We start from the raw sequence: 25,121 nt of genomic DNA on the forward strand, positions 1-25,121 counted from the left end.
GAGTAGGGTCTATTCCTACACGGAACCAATCCAAGATAATGGCTTCTGCAGACCATGGGTTGATCGGGAGTCACCTGCAGGAATCTGCCGCAACAAAATGTCAAGGATCAGCGATCGTTGTGATCGTTCACGACCTTGGCGTGAGTCCTCCAAGTCCCTTTAGGAATGAGAATCTAATGGCTTTCTTGGATTGACTGGGCGCTTGATATCACTGATGAGTCCAAGAGGAGCAGAGTTCAGTTTAATGTAGAACCTAAGTGGGACGCAGCCTCTCAATGCGCTGAAAGGTATTACATTGCTTGGCATCCGGAAGTAGCGGGCGAGGCCAATTATTGCCTCTAGACCGTCAGTGCAGGCACGTAAGTAGATCTATGGCTCAGAACGTTACATGCTGCCCCCGAAGAGGCTAAATGATCCAATGAGGGGAACTCGGACTAGCAATAGTCAATAGGATATTGGCCAGCGCCTTGCGGAGCAAGCTCTAAATACCCATTGATCTGATTCTCTTATCCGAGCAAGGTTGATTGCCGATCCTACGCAACTTGGTCTGGGCCGATGCCGTTGGAGGCTGCACTGGCTCCCGCTCGGGGTGAAACTCCACCACCTGCTGTCACAATGGGGCGCCTCCTACCCGAGACGGACCGCCCGGACTCCCCGGTCAGGGGCACTGCCCCCCTCTCAATGCTTTCGGATCTACAAGAGGGCGGGAGGATTCATCAAATATCAGATAATGGGGTGTCCGCCTTGTCCGGCAAGTCCGTAGTGAGCTTGGAACTGGGGAGAGCGGGGCGGCGATACCCTGTCCGGACCCTGTCCGCCCAGTCCGGTTCAGCCGGTAATCAACACCTCCAGCGACTGAGTCAGCGGGGTCGCGTGCTCGGGGGGGGGGAGGGTGAGTGGCAGGACCGGACGTCAACGCTTGCCCTGTACGCCGCCGGGAGCCCTGTAACCAGCCCCTCCTCCACCATGATCCGCTAACTCTGGCACTTCGATGCCGATGGCTGGCCCCTCGAACGCATCGTCACAGTCACCGGTGAGTGATCCTCTCAGAGGGTGGTCAAGCCTCATGTCTTCCCAGAACTCTTTTCCCTTAGCTCCTCCCACAGCCCAAAGCTGCCTAGCAGCAACTCCAGCATCCGCCGCTGAAGATCAGGGTTGTTTAGTGCCTGGGTGCTCATAGTCTGGTGAGCATCGAGCGCATCAATTAACGCGTCCTGATGCGCCCTTGCCAGATCAGGTGAATTGGCGAACTGCTCCTTGCTGTTGCTAGCCGCCTGTTGCTGGAGAGTTTTGGATTCCAGAAGTTTGCTTCGAATCACCGTACCCACATAGATGACCTTGTCGTCGTCGCTCAGGTCACCGGTGAACAGATCGTTCAGTTTGGCGATGATCTCCGAGAGAAGAGCCTTCTGCTTGTCCTGTACCGACCCACCACCAGGGGCGATGCCAGGGATGGGCACGGCTTCCCCTTGCTCCAGATCCAGCTTCTTCTGACCGAGGTCGCGCAGGTGGTGATGCGTGAGCACCACCTTGGAGAGATCCACCGTGTTGACCTCCCGCTCGAACTCCAATAGCGGCAAGAGTCTTTTGTAGAACATCTCCCGCTTCTCCAGTCCCGTGTTTGCGTAGTCGAAGATCTGGGAGAGGAAGGTGTAGAGGCGCACGTAGGTGCCCATGTCGCTGCGGAACAGCGCCAGCGCGGCCAGCTCATCCTTGGCGGCCTTGAGCCCATCGGCGTCGTTGATCTCCTCGGCCTGCCTGAAGGCCAGGCGGGCCTCCTTGTAGGCGTTCATCAACCGCTGGGCCACAGGCTCCAGGGCTCCTTGCAGCTGACTCTGCTTGCTGGCTGGATCCAGGAGCACCTTCACGACGCGCTCGATCTCGAACTCGTCGTAGTGGCCCTGAACGTCGAGCTTTGTCTTGAGGTCAAGGATCAGAGCAGGGTCTGTCGCTGAAGCCAGCTCGGCTGTGGAGTAGTAGGTCTTGAACGCCGTCAGGATGTCGTTGGGGTCGTTGACGAAGTCGACCACGAAGGTGGTTTCCTTCTCTGGGTAGCAGCGGTTGAGGCGGGAAAGCGTCTGCACCGCCTGGAGTCCAGCCAGCCGGCGGTCGATGTACATGCCGCAGAGCAGGGGCTGATCGAAGCCGGTCTGGAACTTGTTGGCCACCAGCAGGATCTGGTAGTCCACACCCTTGAACGCTTCGCGGATGTCGCTCTTGAGCCCTGGGTTGAGGGTCTGGCTGCGTTCGGTGAAGCCATCGGGACCGCTCTCGGGGTCAGTGACCTCGCCGCTGAAGGCCACCAAGGTGCCGAGGGCATAGCCCTTCTCGGTGATGTACTTGTCGATGGTCAGTTTCCAGCGCACCGCCTCCTTGCGGCTGCCGACCACGACCATGGCCTTTGCCTTGCCGTCCAGCAGGGGCCAGACGAACTGGCGGAAGTGCTCCACGATGATCGCCACCTTCTGGGCGATGTTGTGGGGGTGGAGCTTGACCCACCCCATTAGCTTCTTGAGGGCCGCACTGCGCTCCACCTCTTCATCAGAGATGACCTGCCCCTGCTGGGCCAACTGGAAAGCCAGCTTGTAGCTGGTGTAGTTCTGCAGCACGTCGAGGATGAAGCCCTCCTCGATCGCCTGCCGCATGGAATAGACGTGGAAGGGCTCGGGGAGGTTGCCCTCACCAGCGGGCTCGCTGGGGTTGGGGCGTCTACCGAAGAGTTCGAGGGTCTTGGCCTTGGGCGTGGCGGTGAAGGCCACGTAGGTGATGCCGCTCTCCCTGGCCCGCGATGCCATCTGGGCAGCCAGGAGATCGTCGATCGAGACCTCACCGCCGTCTTCCAAGTCGGCCACTTCGGCGGCGGAGAGCACCTCCTTGAGCTTGTTGGCGGTTTCCCCGCTCTGGGAGCTGTGGGCCTCATCGGCGATCACGGCAAAGCGCTTGCCACCGGTGGCTGCCAGATCGCGCACAGCCTGCAGGGCAAACGGGAAGGTCTGAATCGTGCAGACCACCACCTTCTTGTCGCCACTGAGGGCTTCGGCGAGCTTGGTGCTCTTGCTGCCGTCGTCACTGGTGACGGAAGCGACAACCCCCTTCTTGCGCTGGAAGGACTCCAGGGCCTCCTGCAGCTGGGTATCGATCACGTTGCGGTCGCTCACCACCAGCACCGAATCGAAGACCTTCTGCTCGCTGGCGTCGTGCAGCTCGGAAAAGAAGTGAGCGGTCCAGGCGATCGAGTTGGTCTTGCCAGAGCCGGCGGAGTGCTGTATCAGGTACTTCTGGCCAGGCCCTTCGGCCAGCACCGCCTCCTGGAGCATTCGGGTGACGACCAGTTGGTGGTAGCGGGGGAAGAGGACCCGGGAGATCTGCTTCTTCTTGTTGCGCTCGGCGATGCAATAGCGGCCCAGGATCTCCAGCCAGCTCTCCCGCTGCCAGACCTCCTCCCAGAGGTAGGCGGTCCGGTGGCCGTTGGTGAGGGGGTTGCCGGCACCGCAGTTCTTGCCACCGGGTTCGCTGCCCTTGTTGAACGGCAGGAACACGGTGCCAAAGCCCGAAAGCCTGGTGGTCATGCGGACTTCGCGGTTGCTGACGGCGAAGTGCACCAACGCGCCACTGGGAAAGGTGAGCAAGGGCTCGGGGGTGTGCCCCGGCGGCCTGGGATTGCGGTCCTTCTTGTACTGCCAGATCGCGTCTTCTATCGACTGGTTGTTGTCGGTCTTGAGTTCGACGGTTGCTACTGGGATGCCGTTGAGGAACAGCACCAGGTCGATGCTGTTCTCGTTGTGGAGGGAGTAGCGAACCTGCCTGGCGACCCGCAGGCGGTTGGCCTTGTAGCGGGCCAGGATCTCGGGGTTGAGCCCCAGGGCTGGTTTGAACTCGGCCAGCTTGAGGGCCTTGCTCAGACCCAGCAGTTCGACGCCATTGCGAAGCACATCAAGCGTGCCGATCAGATCCAGCTGGCTGCGGACCCGCTGCAGCAGAGTGTCTGCAGCCTTGGAGCCGTGGTTCTTCTGCAACGTCTCCCAGGCTTTGGGCTGGGTCTCCTGGACCCAGGCGATTAGGTCTGGGGGGAAGAGGGCCAGCTTGCGGTCGTAGTGGGCTGCGTCGCCCTCGGCACAGAGCCAGCCGTTGGCGCCCAAGTACTGGGTAATCTCCACCTCAAAGTTGATTTCCTTGTGGAGTGTCACAGATATCGCTCTATGCGAGAAGATACGGAGCCCAGGATTGTTGAGTTGTGAAGTGAATGCAAATCCATGAGTCACGCTTCAGCTGCTTGGTCTAACCTTTCTCGCTCTACCAGGTAAAGACTTCGTTGTTCTTGTCCCGTGCCTTCAATCGCCTCGATCTTTTCTAGGCATCGAAACAAGTATCGCTCGCCGATCACGATTCCGTCAAGATCTGGGCCATCATCTCTAACAGAGCCAGAGTAGATAATAGAGCCATCTCTAAGTCGCCAACTCCTCCCAGTAGAATCTGCCTTATCAACCTGACCTCTTAGCTCAATCTCTTCAGTGCCAAGATTTGAAACACCAGAAAGCGCGGCTACCAAATGAGCAACTTGATCAATGCTTATTTTGCCAACCTTTGATGTACTTGAACGCGGGGTGGCCCAGGAATACTCCAATCCAGTATTGCTATCTTTCAGGAAGTTGAGAAGTCGAAGATACGACCCGGAGAGATGGCCTTTGTACGATCGCGCAAGCTTGATAGTCTCAACAATGTTATCGCTATGAGAAAAGAATTCATGCACTATATCTAGTGCTTGGTGCAGTGGGCTTTCTTCAAACAGATTGGTAAAGCTACATGCACCTTCTGAGTCAGAAGATTCAAGCCAAATAGCAAAAGAACCAGCAGCAGCAGGTACAAACACGTCCATAACATGCCCATTCGGTTGAGAAAGAGATGAGCGCAGGCCGCCTGGGAGATCCCGCATAACTCTTCTGTACGAGTGCTTGATAAGCGTCTGAAAGTTGATTAACAGACCCGCTAATGTCTCAGCATGAATTCGATGTCCAATTGCAGACTCTGGCGGCTCAACACCAATCTCAAGAACCAAGTTATTTCGTTCATGTGCTTTAGCAGTTGCTTCGTCAACAATATGGGCTTCGTGCAAATAGAAGCCTTCGTCCGGCAAGAATTCATCACATATCCGACCAGTGCGAGTTTCAGGGCGAAGAAAAGATCCCACCATGTCATCTGTAACCGTGACCAATCCCCATTCCACACCTGAGCTCTCAAGAAGCAAGCTCCTAAGATCAAGGCTCCCTATTCTAAAACCTCTGAGGCGGTGAGGATGAACGCCACATACTAAGTACCTGTCAAAGCCATCAACGTCATCGACCAGCAATGCAATATAGCTGCCGCCAATCTCATCTTGAGCCTCTACAATCTGAGGCCCATCACAATAGAGCAGAACCTTTGTAAACTCAATGGCTTTCATGATGAAACCTCTTCGGCAACTGCAAGTGGCTTGAAACTCGCAAACGGCCAGAATGTATAATGACTTACGCTACCTGTTTTTAGGATGTAGCCAGAGTCAGGCATAAGCTTTACCTTTGCAACACGCATCCCTTTGGACCTGAATTTAGGCAGTTTTGCAGTTTCCATTGCGCGACTCTGATCTGCGAAAACAGACACCCCGCAGACCAAGCATTCAGGCAGATTAAATCTTGCACGTGGCCTTTCTTGTCGCTGCGAACGAAAGTCATCGATAGTTGGCGGGCACTCATTGACAATCCTATATACAACCTTCTCAGAGATGAGCCTTTCCGCTTTCGGAGGCGGGCAGTCCGCCGGAAGGCATTCCATGAAGTCCATGCGAGCCATTCTAGTTTCTAGCCTCGGTCATGTCGACCAGGCCCCGCACGTCGATCTGGCCGGTGACGGCGGCAGAGATCAGGGCAGAGCGGCGTTCTTGGAGGAGGTCGATGGCGTGTTGGGCTTTGCCCATCAAGGAATCAGTTCTTTTCAACTCGGGGGCTAACGCTGCAGCAATTAGATCCTGTTCCTCGCGGGGTGGCATTGGAACCCAGAAGTTCACCGCATGGCTGATATTGAACTGCTCTTGGGCGGCCCCGTATTGCACAACCTCGACTTGAAAACGTACAATACGCGTGTTCAGCACGCAGCAAAGCCATTGCGATGAAAACAGTCCCTGTCGGATGAGCATGACAGATGCGCAATTGCCGCCTTGACATTGAGCGGGAACTACTGCTGTTACACCAGGTGCACCGACGCGTACCATGAGCAAGTCTCCCGCGCGGAGTTGTGTCTTAGACTGCTTAGTACTTGACTCGGATGATATACGTCTGGAGTTCTCCCAGTCGATTACTCCTTCACGTATGTCGCCGCCATAGATGAACGGCAGGCCGTCATCAGTGACATACGAACTTGGGTCTACGACGATTCCCACAGTCAAGCTAGGCGAGATATGCTTGAGTCGTTTCAGCTCCCAATGCGCCGGCACCTGCCCCAGCCACTCCACGCCTGAGTCCTTCATCGGCGCATCAGGGTTCAGCCCCTTGGTGACGGCATGGGAGATGACTGCTTGGCGCTTTTCCTGGAGCAGCTCGATCAGCCGCTGCTGCTTGGTGATCAGGGTGTCGATCTTGGCGGTTTCGTGGTCGAGGAAGCTGAGGATCTGGGTGGACTCAACAATCGGAGCAACGGGGACTGGAAGATCCATCAGATTTGAAGAAGAGATGGATGCCAGATTTGTGCTTTGCTTGGAGCGGCCAATGAAATACGAGTTGGCCTGCTTGGAGGAGGTGTAGACGTTCAACCAAGCGGAAGAAATCGAATGGGGGCGAACCGCGAAAACATGGTTCTGATGTATACAAGGTCTGATCTCGCCGTTCCAAATGCAGCCACGCCCCAGCTTGTCAAAGTCTCCTCCTTCATTCATCAGTACATCACCTGGCCGTAAAAGATATCTGTCAAGAGCCGTCTCCGGAATTTGGATTGTGTGAATGTCATTCAGATCTAAGAAGCCGTCCTGAACATTTGCCACCCTCAGAAATGGCACCTCCATGCTGCCCTCGGGTTCAACCTTTTTGCCCTTGGCTAGTCCAGTCTGAATGTCCGCAAGTCGCTTAAGCGGTTTGACATCCCAATGTTTCGGCACTTCCCCCAGACACTCCACCCCACTGTCTTTATGCGCCGGATACCTCGGAAAGCTCACGCCGTCAGCCCCCCGATCATCTCCAAGATCCGATCCGTCACCTGCTTGAGCTCGGCGTCGATCACCTCCAGTGGCCTAGGTGGGGTGAACACATAGAAGTGCCTGTTGAAGGGGATCTCGTAGCCCACCTTGGTCTTGTCGTGGTCGATCCAGGCGTCCGGCACATGGGGCAGTACTTCCCGTTCGAAGTAGGTCTCCACGTCTTCGGAGAGCGGGACGTTCTCGGTGTCCCTAAGGTTGCTGTCAGCCTGCGGCTTGCCCTTCGCCTTGCCTTTCTGTCCCATCACCACCTTGCCAGCCTCATCCCGAAGGGGGCGCTCCACCGTGATCGTGCGGTAGCCGAAGGCTTCGTTGGGGAAGATCTTGCTGATCGGCTTACCATCCTTCTCCGCTTCCTCGAAGGCGCCGAACAGCTGGGTGATCGCCTCGATGTGCTCGGGGCCCAGCTCCTTGCGCTTGCTGCCCAGGCTCTTGCGCATCTTCTGCCAGTAGCTGCTGGCATCGATCAGCTGCACCTTGCCCTTGCGCGCCTCTGGCTTGCGGTTGGTGAGGATCCAGATGTAGGTACTGATGCCCGTGTTGTAGAACATGTCAGTGGGCAGGGCGATGATCGCCTCCACCAGGTCGTTCTCCAGCACATAGCGGCGGATCTCGCTTTCCCCGGATCCCGCCCCACCAGTGAACAGCGGCGAGCCGTTGAGGACGATCCCGAAGCGGCTGCCACCCTCCATGGCAGGACGCATCTTGCTGATCAGGTGCATCAGGAACAGCAGCGAGCCATCGCTGACCCTGGGCAGACCAGGGCCAAAACGACCGCTGAAGCCAATCAGCTCCGCTTCCCGCTGGATCTCCTTCTGGATCTTCTTCCACTCCACCCCGAACGGCGGATTGGAGAGCATGTAGTCGTACTTCGCTTCCGGCAGCTGGTCGTCGGACAGCGTGTTGCCAAAGCAGATGTTGTTGATGTCCTGCCCCTTGATCAGCATGTCCGCCTTGCAGATGGCGTAGGACTCGGGGTTCAGCTCCTGACCTGACAACACCAGCCGGGCCGTGGGGTTATGACTTGTGAGGTGCTCTTCAGCGACGCTCAGCATCCCGCCGGTGCCCGCGGCTGGATCATAGAGGCTTCGTACGATACCGGGCTGTGTCAGGGCGTCGTCGTCTTCGATGAAGATCAGGTTCACCATCAGCCGGATCACTTCCCGAGGGGTGAAGTGCTCCCCGGCGGTCTCGTTGGAGAGTTCCGCGAACTTGCGGATCAGCTCCTCGAACACCAGCCCCATCTCGGCGTTGCTGACCTTGTCGGGGTGGAGGTCGATCTGGGCGAACTTCTCGGAGACCATGTACAGGAGCCCTGCCTTCTCCAGCCGGTCCACCTGCAGGTGGAACTCAAAGCTCTCGAAGATGTCCCGCACCGCCGGGGTGAACGCCTGGATGTAGGCCCGCAGGTTCTCGCCGATGTTGTCCTGGTCCCCCATCAGGACCTTCATGTCCATCGGCGAGGTGTTGCAGAAGTTCTGTCCTGACTTGCGCAGCAGGAAGGGCTCGGGGTCCAGGCCCTGGCCTTCGCGCAGGGTCTTCTCCTCCAGCACGGCAGCTTTTGTGGGCTCCAGCACGCAGTCCAGCCGCCGCAGCACCGTGAACGGCAGGATCACCTTGCCGTAGTCGCTCTGCTTGTAGTCGCCTCTGAGCAGGTCGGCGACCGACCAGATGAAGGCCGAGAGGTTCTGCTTGCCGGTGGGCTGGGGGCCGAGGGGCGGGGCACTGACCACAGGACGCGGCGACGTTGAGGGGGGGCCTCCAGAAGATGCCACCCCAACCCCTGTGCCGGCTACGGAGGCGATGGCGACTGAGCCGCCTCGACCACGGCCAGGGACCACTCTCCCCTTGCTCACCAACTTCTTTTTGACTGCGTCATAGACGGCCTCGTCCCAGCCGAGCAGTTCACGAAGCCTGCCATTAGCCGCTCGGCCGCCCAGGGCCTCCAGAGACCCGATGAACTCGTCGTGAATCTCCTCGTCGGCGTCAGCGTCGCTCTGTGGGTTTTCAGCGGCGTGGGTCAACGGGGAGCGCAGGTCTGAGCCTTCAGGATGCCATCTGGATGAGGGCTCGGGGGCGTCCGTCACGGGAACTGGCCTCCAGGTTCTCCACCGCCACGATCTGGGCGGGCCCCATGCCGGAGCGGTTCAGACTGGCCAGCAGCTGCATCGGTCCTTTGAGGGAGGCGTCCTCGGGGGAACTCCGCCAGGACGCTCTCGGCGTAGGCGACCATTTGCGTGTTGATGCTGCTGACGGGGGTGATCGCCTTTGTGCCATCGATCAGCCAAGCAGCAGATTGCCGAGGCTGGTGGCCACATGCCAACAGAGGCTCCCGAGCGCTTACCCATGCAGGCATCGAGCGGACATGGCGAAGTGGATCCCGGACAAGGGTCGAACAGGGCAGCGCATGCTCACTCTTTTCAGTCCACACATCACCCCGGACACCCCGGACAGGGTGGACACCCCCCAATCAAGTCATTTAGATGAGATCCCCCTCTCTCCTGCAGAGCAGCAAACTATGAGAGGGGCAGCCCCCCCCCCCTGTCCGGGGTGTCCGGCCTGTCCGAGGGTTAGGGGGGGGGGGGGATAGGCTGCACGATCGAGAAAGCCTGCATAGAAGATACCGCCTTCATCATGAGAAGCTGATCATATCCGTAGATTGAGAGCCTGAAAGCATCTCTTGTGCTTTATTTCGATTGTGACCAACGTCAGCAGTCACAGTCGCTGGTCTATTGTGGCTGTGGAAGATCAACAGATAAGAGCAGCACTTGTGAAACCCAACTGCCTAACATTCTCCAGACTGGGGAATCCGATCAAGACCTGGATTCTGGCGAGACGTATCTTCCGTATGTGGCTGCTAAAAAGCTTCAAAGGGCTTGTCCAACACCGGATACATCGTGGCTACGCGCGATCTATCCTTATTTCAGGATGCCGCATCTTCGTTATCTATACGAACCGATCTCGGAAGAATTGTAAATATCCCTGTTGGATTTGAGGCTGCAATTATCGCTTGAATTGAATCATCTCCACGAACATAAGCGGCTGCAAGCCGGTGGTTTCCATCGTTGAGAGTTGCCTTTATGTTTTCGGTATGATTCTCAAGCATTAACACGATTCGATCAAACTGGGATTCCTGCCTCATCAGCGTGGCAATACGATTTACGTGGTATCTTCGCGCCTCTTCCAGAGTCATAACCTCTGCTACAACTCTGTCACCCTCCCAAGATCTATGCTCTGTGACGTTGCTGGAAAAAGCCTGTAATATTTGACTTTCAGGAATGGCTCCGCATTTCCACATTTCGCCATCAAGTGGATTCAGAATTTCTTTAAGTTCTTCTAAGTTAACTCTGTACAAGGGCATTTCACGGCTCCATTTCTATATTGGGTGTGTATCGCTTGCCATTATCTAGCCGCATTGAGTGTCAGCTGCACAAGAAGACCCTGCGGAGGGGGCGTGGATAAGTTAAAATACTATACAGCCAGCATGCTGATACCTTTTCTAATGTCATGAATTGCAGACTTTAAGACTTGCAATGATATCTTTGCCGTGCCCTCCCTAGGGGTGAATCCACTGCTCATCTGCTCAAACGGATGGATGTAGTTTCGAAAGTCGCGCAGTGTGTGGCTAAACTTCTTTGTATCATGCTCAACTAACCTTAGTTCAGCTGCCACGTCGATCAGAGCTTCCAGGTTCCACTTATGAAACTTCATAGGCTTTCCATCCGAGCCCTTGGGGGATGCTTGAGCTTGATTGAAATGTCGTGGATGCTTTCCAGCAATTCCAAGCAACAGACCTTCTAAGGTGCTTCCAGCTAGTATTAGTACAGATAGGTAAGCACCTGCTTGGAAGCATTGCTCAATCTCATTTACTCTCTGATTAAGCACATCAACTAAACTCCCCTCAAGTCCAAGTGCATCAATGGATAAATCAGAAAACTCTCGTTTGAGAAACTGATCCTCTTCGCCAAGCTCAGGCTTGACCATAGTGGCCGCAATCTGATTCTTATCAACACGTGCAAACCGCAGATCGGCACCTTCTCTTACGACTTCCCAGGTGTCAAAAGCCAGATATTGATTGAACTCGTCTAGGAGCTTATCAAGATTATCAAACTGGCCTACAAAGTTAACCGGTGAGAATAGATTCCGTAAGCATTTTTCAATCCCAGGAGTTCCGTTGAGCCTAGCAAGCTTTTCATCAGTGTATGCCCATCGTGATGGAAAACCATGACCATAGCTGTCACTGAATCCAAGGTTGTTGAAGAATTGCACAAGCTTCTGCCCTGTCCTATACTCAGTCTCTTCATTGATCAGTTGCCTCAACTTTTCAAGAGTCTTCTGATTGAGAATCATGTTTTGAGCTTTGGCGAACAATCAAGTGCGTAGAACAGAATTTAGGCTGGTCCGGCATCGAGCTCCTCAGTTACTGATCGGCCCGCACAAGCTACCAAGCCTTGCAGTCCAACGAGTGAGGACTCCGTTCATAGCACAGTTTTGTGAGGCACATCGCGGAGCAAACCTTCCCATGCGGACCCATGTACTACTTGTAAGATCGGATACATAAGGGGATCGTCGCTGAACCATGCATGAACTTCGCGGCCGAAGTTCTGAGCGAATACTTCTTCCCGTGGTGTCTACCATTTTTCTGAAGAACGGTTTCATTGAATAGCTGCACCCTGCCTCTCTCGGCAATTAGAATCCACTCGGGCTGATCAGATCCGCAAGAATGCCTTCTTATGTGCACGCAACTATGGCGATCATCACAACCTTAGAAGTTCATACTCGCACTCCTATAGGAGCACTCTTCTTGCTAAATCAGGCCGGTAGGGCTGATCAATTCCACCGGTCATCAATTTAGCATGTTAGTGCAGCCACATCCTAGAAGACCTTTCCTCTACTTACCACTACTTCATTCACTGTGAGTATCCCTGCGACTATGCCTCTCACGTTTTGATCCTTCGTTCTCGGGTGTTAGACTTTGCTGGTTCTCCATTTCCAGTTCTGGTCTGAGTGAGCAGGACTCGTACCCGGCTCGATCGATTGCCGCAGCGGTCTGGCCGATCGAATCGAGCAGCGCGCCACTGACCGGAGCCAGCTCACGGCAGAAGGTGGCGATGGTGCTCCAGAAGTTGGGTTCGTAGGAAGTCATAGGAATGATTGGCACCGATCAGGTGCGGAAGGTGTTGGAAATGGTCGGAAAGGACTGGACTCAACGGATCGGATCCGCTGCTTTCGGGCTCTGGGGGCTTCGCTTGCAAGCCAGCACGACTCAGGTGGTTGACCAGCGCCAGAGCGCCAGGAGCTACGGGCTCGGGGGAATAGCGGCAGCACCAGCTCGGCCGCATGGGCAGGACCGAGGGGAACAAACCTCCAGATCCGCCCCCTCTGCGCAAAGCCTTCTGGCCAAGCAAAAGCCCACCGGAATGCATGACACCATTGGGGGGCCTCGGCGGTCGTCACAGCCCGCTGGTGTGGACAAAGCCGGGCAAGGAGGTCAGAGCCCTTGCCCCTTTCCTCTTCCGTCTTCACCACACCCCCGGCCGTAGGCCCCCCCCTCTTGGCCGTAGGCCCCATCAGCTGCGGGTAGCCGCCAGCGCCAGCTCATGGGCTTGGGTGAGGGTGGTGGCAGCTTTACCGAACCACAGCCCCTCCAGTCGTTGGCGGGCGGCCTCGACCGGATCCCGGGCCCGGCCGGCGTCATGGGACAGATGCTCCGTCACGGCCTGGTAGGCGCCCCACATCGAGCCCTGCACGCCGGGGATGTCGCTGCCGATGGCCTGGCCTTCGAACTTGGCGGAGAGGCCCTCCCAGGCGGGGAGATCCTCCAGCCGCCGTGGCCGGCTTGTGGAAGCATCACCCCGGCGGTCGTTGATGCTGCCTCGCAGCTGATCAGAGAAGAGGGTTTCCACGTACTGGCGGAACTGCGACGCCGTGCAGGGGGCGGCGGCCATGGCGCGGAGTTCTGCCAGCCCGCCGGTGAACTGCTGCCGCTGCATGTCGATCAGCTCAGGGAGGCGGTCGATCAGGGCATTTGCGTTCCTGGTATGGCGGATGCGGCAGCCCTGCTGGCGGCGGCTTCTCGCTGATGCAAGCCCCAGGGCAGCAGACAAGGTGTTTTGGCACACCACCCGAATCGGCGAGAAGAAAACGGAGAAAGCGATCGTCCCGTCATGGCTGGTGCAGCCCACCAGGTACTGGTTAACCGGATCACCCGGCAGGACCTCCCCTTCTGATTGGCGCACTCGGGCCGTGAAGGTCACCTTCTTGCCGCCGGCCAGGACGCAGACGGCATCCATCACCGCGTCGCTATGGAGGGCTTCAGCGACCCGGATCAGCTGCTCGTTCTGCACCACCTCGTAGGTGCTGTTCATCACGGACAGGGTGGCGCCAGAGTCGGTCCGGGTGATGGCCTGGTAGCCCTCAATCGGCCGCATGTCGGCGTCGTAGACGGGCAGGCCGGCGAGACGGAAGTCGGCGCCACCGAGGCGGAACGCCTCACGGGCCGGGAGGGTGCCATCGAGGACCAGGCCCAGGCGGTGCCAGGCGGGCTGGTTATGGAGGAAGACACCGGAGCTGAATTGATGAGACATGGAAAATTGCAGCGGCCGGTAGGCCGCCGCCAGAGAGGACAAAAAAGCCGGCCTCGGGGAGAGACCGGCGAGCGCTGGGGCGGGGCTTCCACCCGCCGGCCCGGTTGAACGGATCAGCTGGTAGAGGGTTTTGGGGTCAACAGCTGCAGGCGATCGGCTACCAGGCGCACCCCGCAGTGGTTGCCGCACAGACGCCCTGAGGCCGCCAGGCGCATGCCGGGGGTGGCGTTGTCTGAGAGTTCCTGGGCCTGCTTCCCCCAGACTTCGATCAGCACCGAGAAGCCACCGGCGGATTCTTCGTCCCAGCGGGGGGTGACGCCTGGCACCTGGAGAAGGACCTCAGCGCGGATCGCTCCGCAGTCAAAGAAGGTGAGTTGAACCGGCAGGGGGGCGGTCCCAGTAAGCACGGTGACATTCACGGCTTGTGGGCTCCGTTGGGGCAGCAGGCAGGGGAATCGAGGAAGGAGAAGACTTCTTCCAGGTCCTCAGGGCTCGGGGGCGGCACGCTGACCGGATCGAGAGGGCCTGCTGGGCGGTTCATGTCGGCCACGGGGGTGGCTTGGCCGCCGCTGGCGTGCTCGGGGATGGGGGCGATCAAGAGCTGCAGCCCGTAGAGGTTGCCGTTTTGATGCCAGGCGATCTGATTGCCCATGGTTTGCAGGAACATAACGGCGGAAAAGATCTCGGTGTCCTGGTGCAGCAGAACGAATGGGGGGAGGAACACACCGTCGGGCATGCGGACGGTGATCTCACTGCGGAAATTCATGAAAAAAGCCTGCGGTGCAGGCGGTGGAGGGGATTGCAGGGGAGGCAGGTGGTTAACCAGCCCAGAGGCAGTCGGCCGGCTGGCCAGAAGAGCCGTCAGGAGGCCGAGGGCCCGGGCCCGTTCTCGGGGAAGCAGAACCGCAGAGCCTCAGCGGCTTCCTCAAATGGAGGGGAGACATCCAGCCAGGGGGAGCGGATGCGGGCGAAGGCACCGGCCGGGAAGTAGCGCGAAAGGCTGGAGTAGGAGGCGCCACGGAGGCGATCAGCCGGGAGGACCAGGCCGGCGGTGGCATTGCCGCTGCGGGCACAGCGAAACCGGATCTTGCAGAAGCCGCTCATGGCTTCGCCTGCGGCGAGGGAGCCCCAACGGGGGAAGCCGGCGCAGCCGACAGGAGGAAGCGGTAGACCGTGCAGTCGGTCGCCAGGCAGTAGCCGGCAGCGTCGTGATACCTGGTGAAGCCGTACTCCTCATCGGCGTCGACGCAACTGGCGCTCTGGTGAGAGAAGGTCTCCTGCCACCAGTCATCGGCAGCAGCAATCTCATCGTCCTCCAGACCGGAGGAGTCGTCGTTGATGAAGTAGCAGGCCCAGTGGGTGGGCAGGAGATAGCTGACCAGGGAGGGATGGCGGGCATCCCGCTCGGCCTTTGTCAGGAAGACGGGCTCGGGGGGAGAAAGGGGGGGATCTGGCAGGTAGAGGCTGGGGGAAGGCATGGAAGTCACAGCGTCAGAGGACATAAAAAAAACCCCGCACGGGGCGGGGCGAACCAATCCAGGCGGACTTGAACCGCCATACAGAGAAGGCCCACCGGTAGGGACACTGGTGGGCACTCACTGCGCCTTGCCTGCGATGCAGAGACCTCCAAGAGGTCTGGAATGCATGCAGGTGGATTGGGGATTTGGATGGATTTCGTCGGGTGTTCTTGCCCTTCTTATCAGTCCCATCCGGAGACTGGAAGCCGGTTTTGCACCGCATCCCTGGTTAACCATCATCTGTAGAGATGGGGAGAGGGATGGAGATCGTGCTCGATCTCGCTGCGACGACTACACCGGGCCCCAATGGGCATAGGAAGGGCGTAGCGCGTCAGGGCCGCAAGGCCCCGCAGGAGGAAGACTTAGCGTCTATTGATACTGTCCTGCGCATCTATGGGCGCCTGTTGAGTTTTGGCGCAACGCTGGGGAGACTTAGACACGGGAAGCCTGTTGACCCGCACAAAGGTGCGCACCGGCTCGATCCGTCCTCGGGCATCTGCTGCCCTCGTCCTCCCGCTAAACCCCTCCGTCGTTTGGCCGAACGAGTGTCTCTACTGGGCCGCATGCCCTGCGCTGAGCGGATTGGATACCGTCAGGCGTCTCGTTTGCACCTACCGGTTGACGTCACGGCAGCCGGTGAAGACTGCGGATCCGTACGACCTCGGGTTAGCGTTTCTATGTTTTGGCGCAGCACAATCGGCCGCTAGCAATCCTGCATAGGCATGGTGCGCAAGTAGCGCTGATGTAGTGAGAGGGATTAGGCTATTCGGCTCTAAGCGTCAAGGCTGTGAGCCTGACCGGTGAGGGTGAGCGACTGCGGCGCAGTCCTGTCTCATCGGTTGAAAGCAACATAGGGGGTAGGTGGTGGAGAAGTCAAGCGATTGAGGAGGGCTGGGTGACTGTGGACTAGGCAGTGTTCGAGGGCTTGAATGATGACTACAACGCAAGACTAGATATACACACAGTAGTATATGTATATCGAGTGAAGGCGCTTATCACGGAATAGATGAGAGTTCACATTGGTGAGAAAGCTTGATGGAGGATGCCACGACCTCTCATGCTCAGGCTTCTTGTCTCATGAACTCGATCAATGAAAGCACCACAGGACTCGGGGCAAAAGGTTGGAGCAAGCCATCCCATGGCGAAGTACTATCCAAAAGTGAATGAACTCAGATTTATTGCGGCTGAGCCCGGTAGAAGCACAGGAAAACAGCCTCCAAGACCCGTTTGGTAGTGCGGCTCGCTTCTATCCCCCTTGGGTCTAATCGATATCGACCGCAGAGGGCATGACCTCGATGAGGGCGAGACGCTTCTCCAGGACCTCCATCTGCTCCGACATTTCTGCCCAGCGGGCTGCCGACTCACGCCGCTCAACCACATGGTTCATAGTGTTGATGATCAGTTTGGCTGCGCCTAAGGCGATCGACTCGGACTGCGAGCTCAGCAGCTCTCTGGCTTTTCGAACCGCATCGCCGTAGCCCTGCTGCAACTCCTTAGTTGCCTCCGACTCCAGTTGCTGCAGGGCTTCATCGACCGCGCGGACATAGTCAGGGTTGCGTCCCCATGACAGAAGCGTCGTGTAGCCAATGCTCAGCTCTTGCGCGATCTGGCGCATCTGCATCCCCTGCGCCGTCATCATGACGGCCTTCCGTTGCCTGGGCTTCAGGGCTGCTGAGGTCATAGAATCGTCAGTTTGAAATAGAAATCGCCAACGTTACCGTTTTTCTAAGCCATGGTATATGCCGAGTGGAGATCAGAGTCTCGCGAATACGACTCACCTCTTCAGCCTCAGCAAACTGATCGCATTTGCTATTGACTAGCTCAGTGAACGGGTCGCTGATGGCATGCAACAGATCCGAGGGACCGCGGCTCAAGCTTCGCGACAGAATCTGACAATCAAAGGATACCCCCGGCCTAGCAGCCCAAAAATGATGATTGCCTTGCTCAGGACAGGAGTTGGAGACCACTGTTCTGTGGCTTAGCTCTCGGGGGAAACATTGGCGACCAAGTCAATGCAGAGAGACAGACAGCATCTGTACTGCATGACAGACCGGCGCATTCTCATCCAAGTCAAGGGTTTCAGCGGTCAAACGACATGAGTTTTGACTGGCTGAGCGAGCGACGCCTATAGACCGCATCTAAAGGGAAATATCTAGGCACTTGTGCTGGATGTTGTCTCATGGATCTTTGTCCATGCAAGAAGCCCAGGAGGGATGAAGACCAGCACTGAACAGGGACTTCATGGCAGAAGAACCACTGCATATCGCAGATCGGATATGCAATAAGTGATGACAGAAGATGCCAATAACCATGTCCACTCTGACCCCAATCCGACGAAGATGAGGTCTAACAGGGATGGTTAACCACCGTCAGTAGCTTTTCGGGGCAGTGAGCCCTCCCGCCATGACTCCGTCCGAAGGACTACTCAACCATTCCTTTGACAAGGTGTCCTCCTATGCCACTCCCTCTGGCCGCCGACCAATGCTTGGGGTCCGTCTTGGAAGAACCGAACTGCAGGCGCTGGAGCGGCTCTGCGTCGTTCTCGGCTGCAGCAAGTCTCGTCTGGCCAGGAATCTCATCTGCTTCGGGTTGAAGAACAAAGAAGTCCTGATGCATCACCACTATGTAGTCCAAGACTGATCAGCAACTATGCCCGTCTCCCCCATTCCCCGTACATCTCTGATCATGACGACTACATCGCCGGTTCAGCCTTCAGAACAACATCCCGAGCACCCCATCATGCAGACGACCGCCACAGCCAACGACATAGATGCAGCTGCGTCGACTCCATTGATTGGAGCAGCTGAAGAGGACGTAGCGACATCCCAGGAGAACTCGACCGCAAACGCGGCTCATGAGACGCAGGACGCGGCAGCCCCGGAGACGAACGCCGAAGGAAAGGTGCTGCCGGAGGGGTGGCGGAAGCTGAGGGCTGTGCAGATGGCGCAGCAGGGGGTCTTCCCGAAGGAGTGGAACCTGCTGGGGGTGAAGGGGAAGGATGCCTTCAAGAAGAAGTGGAACTCGGAGCCGAAGAGACAGGTTGACGCAATCTGCGATGTGCTGACGAATCCGGGATATGCCACCGGGATGGGGGTGGTGACGGGGTCGTTCTCGGGGGGATTGGTGGCGATTGACCTGGATGGCTGGATCGCTGATGAGGCATATAAGAAGACGGCGGGGGAGGCGTATGAGCCGTATGGAGAGGAGAAGACGATGGCGTGGACGTCGGGTAGAGAGGGGAGGAGGCAGTTGCTGTATAGGGTGCCGGAGTATCTGCTGCCGTTGTTTGCGGAGATCAAGTCTCTGGCATTTGCTAAAAGGGGAGGCTTTTTGGATGAAGGGTATTTCAACCCAGCGTTCATTAAGGACACGAAGCTTGATGAAGAGTTTGTTATTCGGTACAACAGTTGCATGAGTGTTTTGCCGGGGAGTATCCATCCAGATACGAAGAAGAGGTATAGGTTCTTGAACTACAACGGAGGGCTGCCTGCGGAGGCTCCGCAATGGCTGATCGACGTCATGAAGTCGAAGGCGACTAGTGGGTCGAAGGTGACTAGTGGGTCGAAGTTCCTGGATGAGGATGATCTTAAGGATATCCAGCATGAAACTGCGAAGACGAAGGTTCCGCCGAAGCAGATAAGGGGGTGGTTCTTTAAGAATGAGGATGTGCGGAGGGCTTTGATGCCCCGCCTGCAGGAGTTGGTATTCAACCATCCGGAGTTTGATAACTACACCTGGGTGGAGGGGAGTGGGGAAAACCCGCAGATGCAGAATGGGTGCCCCTGGCATAAGAGCAGTTCAGGGACGGCTTTTCAGTATGCGAAGAATGTGGGGGTGTGGGACTGCAAGGCTTGCAAGGTCTCGGGGGATGAACTGGACTTCATCCATAAGATCAGGACGGGGGATATGTATGCCGGGAGGCCGGATCCAGAGAGTCTGGAGACGTATGTCAGTGAGATAGCGGAGAAGCTGGGGTTCAAGTATCCGGAGGCTCTGCGGGAGACGCAGAAGGCGATGGAGGCGCCAAGGGAGGAGGTCAGTTCCAGGGAGTTCTTGGAACGCTGTAGGAGGATTATCAAGGACTTCACGAACCCGGCTGAGCAGTCTATTGAGTTGCTAGATCTGGCGGAACGCTGTGGGAGGTTCAAGTACAAGGCTTCGGATATCAGGGCTCTCGTCGCGAGAGACAATGAGTTTCAGAGGAACAAGGACAACACGCTGCTGAGGCCGAAGAACTGGCAGACGAAGGTGGCTGAAGAGGAGTACATCATCCCTGGATTCCTGAGGAAGCCGTCGCAGATCTTGATTCACTCCAGGGGTGGGGTGGGGAAGACGGAGTCGGTGATGGCCCTGGCGAAAGCTATAGGCCGGGGGGAGGTTATGAAGATCCGGGGGATCCCAGTGCAGTGTCAGAAGGGGAACGTGTTGTGGATCTCAGGGGACCAGAGCGAAATCCGCCTCAATGCTCAGTTGATGCGGATGGGGATCGAGTCTCACAGCACAGACCCTTGGTTTCATCTTGTCTCTGATTGGAGGATCGACCTTCCTGATGAGTTCAACAAGATCGTGAAGGCGGTGCAGCCTTCGCTGATCGTGGTGGACTCTCTTGGGAGTGTTTCCGACCTCGGGGATGCGGGGGAGAACGAGGGGGCCTATGCAGCGCCGCTCTACGACATCTCTCGGAGGAACGGGGCGGTGGATATGGAGGACGGGTTCCCGGCTGCAGCCATCATCTGGATCCATCACAACAAGAAGGATGGGTCTGACTTCAGGGGGACGGATCGGCTGCTGAATGCGGTGGAGGAGACATGGGGGCTCAGGGAGCTCACGGAAGAAGAAGAGGCTGAGCACGGGGTCAACAGCCGGATCCTGACCATTGGGAAGAGCCGGTTTGATCGGTCTGGGGACAGGCTGCTGGTGACCAGGGACCACAACCTCAACTACGAGATCAAGGATCTGACGCCGACGCTGCACCGGATGGGGGTGAACCGGAATGGGGACCTCGATCCGGCGGGGGTGGTGCTGGAGGTGCTGCGGGCTGCGGAGCAGCCGCTGAAGGAGGAGGAAGTGCGGGAGAAGGTCAAGGAGTACATCCAGGCCGAGGGGCACGACAAGATCCCGAAGAGGACGGCGATCAGGAAGTACCTCCACGGGTGGATCGTGAACGGGATGGTCCGGGTGGAACAGGTGCAGGGCTCGGGGGGAAGGGGACAGCCTCCGAAGGCGTACAGCCTCGCGTGTGCGGGGGGAGGGGGAGATCGCGTCTTTATTGACTTGGACAACCAAGACTCATGGCCACCACAGGTCTTGGCATTTCTGACGCGAGGGTATGAGAATCGCGTCAGTATTCGAAATCCGGAGGGTCGCGTCAGTATTACGACCCTTCCCCCCGAGGACGACCTGAATACTGACGTGAAGCTCCACGACCTGAATACTGACGCGGGGTGCGTCAGTATTCCCGCGTCAGTCACAGCAATGGATCCCGAGGGCGAACCCATTTCTGACGCAGACCCCTCCGCACCCCGCGTGAGGGAGTCTGGAGTCCCGGTTCCGGAGGTGAAGACATGGGTGGAGCGCGATGGCGAGGAGACCATCATCCCGGCATCCCCCGAGGACGTGAGACTCACGGACGAGACGGGTGAGGACCCGTGGGCGAGGTTCGACTGAGTCGGGGTGACCCGTTCATGAACAGGGGAGGACTCCTGCGGAGCAAGCCCGGCACTCCCTAGGTATGCCCTCTCCTCATCCCCCCCCCACTCACCTGATGCGGTTCTGCTGGAACAGCCGCGTCTCCGTCGGATCTGCCATCCGCCATGGCACATCGCTAAACGCCTCGGCCGCGAATCCGACACGCCGCTCACTGCTGGTGGTTGGATGGACTCCTGACAGGGAACGCATTCCAGCTGGGGGGCTTGGAGTAATGGCGCGGGCGACCGTCCACAGCACCTGCCGGCCCTAGTGGTGTCGCTCAAAGCGATGGCCATAAGCCTTCATGTCCGCTGCGCCAGGACGTCGCTCCCTGACCCAGGAGGGCCCCCAGATCGGTGGTGGTGAGGACCACTCCGCCAGCCCCCGAGCCCTCAGAAGGGGGATCCGCAGCGGGGCTGAGGCCGCCTCCCGGATGGCCGCCACAAGCACCGCCAGGTCGCCGCCAGGGGCCTTCACGATCGCCATGGAGTCCGTAGGTGTCACTGCCGTCGGACAGCCATCACTCCCCGCCGGCTTCAGGCCAGGGAAGGTGCCCATGGGCTGCCCTAACTGGAGATGGTCGTAGAGCCTCTCCCCGAGCTCGACAAAAGCTCGGGCCAGGTGGTGAGAGTGGAGGATACGCGGATCAGATCGATCCGTAGAGCGCGGGCTCGGGCCTTGAGGCTGTTCCGGCTGATCCCCCATCGCTGCTCCAAAACCCGGATGGAGTAACCAGCGGGTATACCGAAGCAGGGTGCAATTTGTCGGGCGAAGGATTTGGAGCGACCTTCTGGATTAGGCACGGCTACCCAGGATTTACGACGGAGACAGGAAAGACCTCTCCCGTCGTACCACCGTCGTACGCGGTCGTTGGCCAATCCCTGAAAAGTCAGTCGGGGCGACAGGATTCGAACCTGCGACCTAGTGCTCCCAAAGCACCCGCGCTACCAAGCTGCGCCACGCCCCGTTACCTCCACCTTAGTCCACGACCGAGCGCGTGGGCCTGCCGTGACGGAAAGCCCGACACGGCAAGGGCTCGACGTCCCCAGGGGGCGAGAAAGCCTCCGTGACCGCTGAAACTGCAAGTCTTCCAGCATGAAGGATTCCCCCCCATCCGGCCCCCCCCGACGTCGGCGCCAGTGCGGAAGCCCCATCCTGCTGAGCGACGCGACATCCATCCACGAGGGCTCAACTGTCCCTCTCGCCAGGGTCCAGCATGGAGACATCGACTTGTTCCGCAACGACTCTGGATCAACACCTCACGCCTGCGAACGGCAGTCAGACGTCAAGGGATTCAGGCGCCAAGAGGGCTTTGTCGAAGTATTGATCGAGAATTGTTCCAGGGAGCAATGGCCCATCGGTGAACGCAAGGCCGACAAGGATTTGATGACTCAAGATGTTCATCCACTTCACACAAGCGGAGAGGTAGACACTCTGGAAAAGACCATAATCGCTGATATTGAGGAAAACGTGGTCATTGGTCTGAACGTCAAGAGATCCCCGTCGAACAATGCAAGCGCCGGCCCTGCTGATGTCGCCCAAGGTAACGAATCCTGTGCGCCCGGAGGGCAGATGGAGGCTCGCGGGAACCCCTGACGGCAGAGCCTGTCGGAGCGAGCTTCGACGCTCGAACAACAGCCTTTCTCCTCCAGCATGTGTGGATGACATCAAATCCAGGTTCTCCCTCAGAATTTCAAGGTAAACACCGCTTGCTGCCGTGTCAACAACGGAGCGATGAGCCATCGATCTGATGCAGAAATGAGGCCTCAAGGCAAAGGAATGGTTAGGGATCTGGGATGGGTCGCGCTGCTGAGAAAGGGGGTTCTGATCTGACTCCGTTTCGCGCAACCAGTTGAGAACGAAGCTGACAAGGACTTGAGTCTGTGGTGGATGGCTTTTATTGAGCAAACTGCCCACCACTCCCACGCCGGCCAACGTAGAACGGCGACGGGAAAGGGCTGTGGAGAAGTTGAGGTCCTAGGGTTTTGAGAGATTGATCTGATCGCTATCGGAAAAGACCCGCATCAGCGGGTCAAACTTGCGCAATCGCTGATCAAGCTCTTTGGAGGAGAGCTCCTCTGGCTTCTCGCATGAGATCTCTGATTCAAGAAACGATATGTCGGGCTGGGGGACAACATGGCAAAGGATCGGCACCATATCTTCATTGCTGTTCAACTGCCACATCATGCGCTTCCCGTCGAGAAGGTGGCGATCGGGAGGTCGGGTGAGCACCGGGACGACCAGGCTGACTTCCGCCGCCGTGTACGTATCAGGGATACGCACAAGAACCGAACGTTCGATCGTTTCTCCTGGGTGGATCATGTCGTCATCGAACATCCGCCCGGCGGCCAGTGTTGCATATTGGTCGTCAATGATGTACTTCTCTGATTGAAGCAGAGCCTTTCCGAGCAGGACACCGTTGGCATCTTCAAGAAAAGCCGGCTGCAGGCCCTGGCGTCGATCAATCGCCGACAGCTGCCAGGCATTGGTGAGCAGATAGATCTTGCGGGTGCTGGGGTTGGTGGCCGTCAGCTTCAGCGTCATCTCCCGGCTACCTGCGCTGCTACCACGCCCCTCGCCCGGCGTCAGGGAGATGCCGAGGTTGATGTGGGCCGGGGCCCAGGACGGAACCAGGACGCTCTGCCAATAAAAGGTATAGATCCCCCACACGAAGGCCACCACAATGCCCCCGGAGCGAATCCAATCGTGGGTCTGCTCCGACCGCATCCAACGGCGGAATCGCAGGAATCCCTTGCTGGCTCCTGCTCTGGGTAATCCCTCTGAAGGCCCCGGCATCAGTTCATCGGGTTCGGGTGGAGGGCTTCGGAATGCCTGGGGAGGCTGCGTTGAAGGCACCGATCCGGCGGGGGCAGGGGGCGTTGGCGCGGGGCCGGCAACGGCTGCCGATGACGGCCATCAGGCTGCTGCTGGCGCGCTCATCCCTCATCTGCTCCAGCTGGGCCAGGGTGGCGGGATCGGGAACAGTCCCGTTCGCCAGCGCAGTCATGTCGCCATCCGAGCAGGAGGCGCCGGTGGCTCCGAAACCGGTGAGCAACGCATAGGCCCGCTGGGGTCGGGTACCCATGCGCGTCGTCTGGGAAGCTCCGTAGGCCACCAGGGCGGGGCCAAGCGGTTTCTCCTCCTGAGCCGGGGGCTTCCTCCCTGGAACGGCAGCGATCAACACGCCTCCCACACAATTGGCCTGGAGATTGGCAGCGGCGGGAGACAGCGCCGCAGCGCCGTTCTGGCGGCTGAGAACGCTTTCGGCAAGCGCCGTGCCGATCCAGTAGGCCAGGGCCCAGTCGCCATGGGTCTTGACACGCAACGCCAGCAGAGAGGGATCCAGAACCACACGATTGCTGCCTCGGCACCAGGCGCTGACGCGTCCAGGCACCTCCACCGGGGCCGTGCCGCCGCAGGCTTTCTGGAGTCCGACGCCCGCCGGCAGCAGCTCGATGCTGGGAAAGGGCAGGGAGGCGGTGGCGGGATCGGCGCTCCAGCTCTGGCGTAGCTGCCGGGCGGTGCGCTGCACGTCGGAGGCGAGATCCGCGGCGTGGACCCTGGTGGCCAAGGGGGGGAGGCCAAGGCCGCAGGCCGCAAGTGCCAGCGAAGCGATCCCCCCTGAGACCGCTCGTTCACGCATTGCCCGGGACGCCAACACTGAGAACCCGCATTGTCCGCTCCCCACTATGGCCGCAACCGACCACACTTACTTCCTTCCCCTTACAGAGCCCAGCCGCTCAACCGGACGCCAGTCCCCCGTCAGCTGGAACGCTCCCCACACATAGGCATCCCGGTACAGCGGATCCACATGGCGGCGGAAGTCCGCCTGCGTCGCGCGCAGCGCCTCCGCCCTTCCTTCTCCCTGCCGCAGACGCCCGTAATACGCCGCCATGAACGCCGCCGTCGCCGCGTCATCCACCTTCCACAGGCTCAGCAGCGTCGCCCGGCTCCCCGCCACCGTGAACGCCCGCTGCAATCCGTACACACCCTCGCCGCTGCGCACATCACCCAGCCCCGTCTCGCACGCCGACAGCACCACCAGTTCCGTTCCCTCCAGGTCCATTCCCGTCGCTTCCGCTGCCGTCAGATAACCGTCATCGGCAGGGT

General features: G+C 58.4%; 19 protein-coding genes and 1 tRNA gene. 1 reads left to right on the forward strand and 19 read right to left on the reverse strand.

The features are described 5' to 3' along the window. Window positions 1-1,064: 1,064 nt before the first annotated feature. From KBY81_RS00905 to KBY81_RS00970, 14 genes are all read right to left on the reverse strand, one after another. Window positions 1,065-4,139, reverse strand: coding sequence for a type I restriction endonuclease subunit R (locus KBY81_RS00905; protein ID WP_254975225.1), 3,075 nt, complete (start codon window positions 4,137-4,139; stop codon window positions 1,065-1,067). Between the two features lie 119 nt (window positions 4,140-4,258). Next, entirely contained in the window at window positions 4,259-5,440 is a 1,182-nt protein-coding gene (locus KBY81_RS00910; RefSeq protein ID WP_254975227.1) for a hypothetical protein, read from the reverse strand. Window positions 5,441-5,827: 387 nt separating this feature from the next. Then, window positions 5,828-7,180 carry a restriction endonuclease subunit S gene (locus tag KBY81_RS00915; RefSeq protein WP_254975228.1) on the reverse strand — a complete coding sequence of 451 codons (1,353 nt, stop codon included), beginning with the start codon at window positions 7,178-7,180 and terminating at the stop codon, window positions 5,828-5,830. Further along, a complete protein-coding gene (locus tag KBY81_RS00920; RefSeq protein ID WP_254975229.1) occupies window positions 7,177-8,952 on the reverse strand; it encodes a class I SAM-dependent DNA methyltransferase in 1,776 nt (591 codons plus the stop codon). Before KBY81_RS00920 ends, KBY81_RS00915 begins: the two co-directional genes overlap by 4 nt. A 313-nt stretch (window positions 8,953-9,265) precedes the next feature. After that, entirely contained in the window at window positions 9,266-9,388 is a 123-nt protein-coding gene (locus KBY81_RS00925) for a hypothetical protein (RefSeq protein WP_254975230.1), read from the reverse strand. A gap of 754 nt (window positions 9,389-10,142) precedes the next feature. Then, window positions 10,143-10,574 carry a hypothetical protein gene (locus KBY81_RS00930; protein ID WP_254975231.1) on the reverse strand — a complete coding sequence of 144 codons (432 nt, stop codon included), beginning with the start codon at window positions 10,572-10,574 and terminating at the stop codon, window positions 10,143-10,145. Between the two features lie 116 nt (window positions 10,575-10,690). Continuing rightward, window positions 10,691-11,569, reverse strand: coding sequence for a hypothetical protein (locus KBY81_RS00935; protein ID WP_254975232.1), 879 nt, complete (start codon window positions 11,567-11,569; stop codon window positions 10,691-10,693). A 556-nt stretch (window positions 11,570-12,125) separates the two neighbouring features. Continuing rightward, the gene (locus tag KBY81_RS00940; RefSeq protein ID WP_254975234.1) at window positions 12,126-12,365 is read right to left on the reverse strand and encodes a hypothetical protein; all 240 of its coding nucleotides are present in this window, start codon (window positions 12,363-12,365) and stop codon (window positions 12,126-12,128) included. Window positions 12,366-12,789: 424 nt separating this feature from the next. Further along, window positions 12,790-13,806: a DUF932 domain-containing protein gene (locus KBY81_RS00945; protein WP_254975235.1), complete on the reverse strand. Its 1,017-nt coding sequence runs from the start codon at window positions 13,804-13,806 to the stop codon at window positions 12,790-12,792. 113 nt (window positions 13,807-13,919) lie between these two features. Next, window positions 13,920-14,225, reverse strand: a complete 306-nt coding sequence (locus tag KBY81_RS00950; RefSeq protein ID WP_254975236.1) for a hypothetical protein — start codon at window positions 14,223-14,225, stop codon at window positions 13,920-13,922. Further along, the gene (locus KBY81_RS00955) at window positions 14,222-14,572 is read right to left on the reverse strand and encodes a hypothetical protein (RefSeq protein WP_254975237.1); all 351 of its coding nucleotides are present in this window, start codon (window positions 14,570-14,572) and stop codon (window positions 14,222-14,224) included. Before KBY81_RS00955 ends, KBY81_RS00950 begins: the two co-directional genes overlap by 4 nt. A gap of 95 nt (window positions 14,573-14,667) precedes the next feature. Continuing rightward, window positions 14,668-14,910, reverse strand: a complete 243-nt coding sequence (locus KBY81_RS00960; protein WP_254975238.1) for a hypothetical protein — start codon at window positions 14,908-14,910, stop codon at window positions 14,668-14,670. Next, window positions 14,907-15,284 carry a DUF6926 domain-containing protein gene (locus KBY81_RS00965; protein ID WP_254975240.1) on the reverse strand — a complete coding sequence of 126 codons (378 nt, stop codon included), beginning with the start codon at window positions 15,282-15,284 and terminating at the stop codon, window positions 14,907-14,909. Before KBY81_RS00965 ends, KBY81_RS00960 begins: the two co-directional genes overlap by 4 nt. 1,300 nt (window positions 15,285-16,584) lie before the next feature. Beyond that, on the reverse strand, window positions 16,585-17,004 hold the full coding sequence (locus tag KBY81_RS00970; RefSeq protein WP_254975241.1) for an RNA polymerase subunit sigma-70: 420 nt from the start codon (window positions 17,002-17,004) through the stop codon (window positions 16,585-16,587). Window positions 17,005-18,062: 1,058 nt separating this feature from the next. Here KBY81_RS00970 and KBY81_RS00975 point away from each other — a divergent pair. Beyond that, entirely contained in the window at window positions 18,063-20,990 is a 2,928-nt protein-coding gene (locus KBY81_RS00975) for a bifunctional DNA primase/polymerase (protein WP_254975242.1), read from the forward strand. A gap of 914 nt (window positions 20,991-21,904) precedes the next feature. On the opposite strand, the gene KBY81_RS00980 is transcribed toward KBY81_RS00975, so the two are convergent. The 5 genes from KBY81_RS00980 to KBY81_RS01000 all read right to left on the reverse strand — a co-directional run. Then, window positions 21,905-21,978: transfer RNA gene (locus KBY81_RS00980), tRNA-Pro, on the reverse strand. A 311-nt stretch (window positions 21,979-22,289) separates the two neighbouring features. Next, on the reverse strand, window positions 22,290-22,928 hold the full coding sequence (locus tag KBY81_RS00985) for a PilZ domain-containing protein (protein WP_254975243.1): 639 nt from the start codon (window positions 22,926-22,928) through the stop codon (window positions 22,290-22,292). Window positions 22,929-22,988: 60 nt separating this feature from the next. Next, window positions 22,989-23,738 (reverse strand): hypothetical protein, encoded by a 750-nt coding sequence (locus KBY81_RS00990; RefSeq protein ID WP_254975244.1) that lies wholly within the window; start codon window positions 23,736-23,738, stop codon window positions 22,989-22,991. Window positions 23,739-23,811: 73 nt separating this feature from the next. Then, window positions 23,812-24,582 carry a hypothetical protein gene (locus KBY81_RS00995; protein ID WP_254975245.1) on the reverse strand — a complete coding sequence of 257 codons (771 nt, stop codon included), beginning with the start codon at window positions 24,580-24,582 and terminating at the stop codon, window positions 23,812-23,814. A gap of 138 nt (window positions 24,583-24,720) precedes the next feature. Further along, on the reverse strand, window positions 24,721-25,121 hold a 401-nt coding region (locus KBY81_RS01000; protein ID WP_254975246.1), incomplete at its 5' end, for a CHAT domain-containing protein.

This window comes from Cyanobium sp. Lug-B, assembly GCF_024345635.1.
Classification (GTDB): domain Bacteria; phylum Cyanobacteriota; class Cyanobacteriia; order PCC-6307; family Cyanobiaceae; genus Cyanobium; species Cyanobium minutissimum.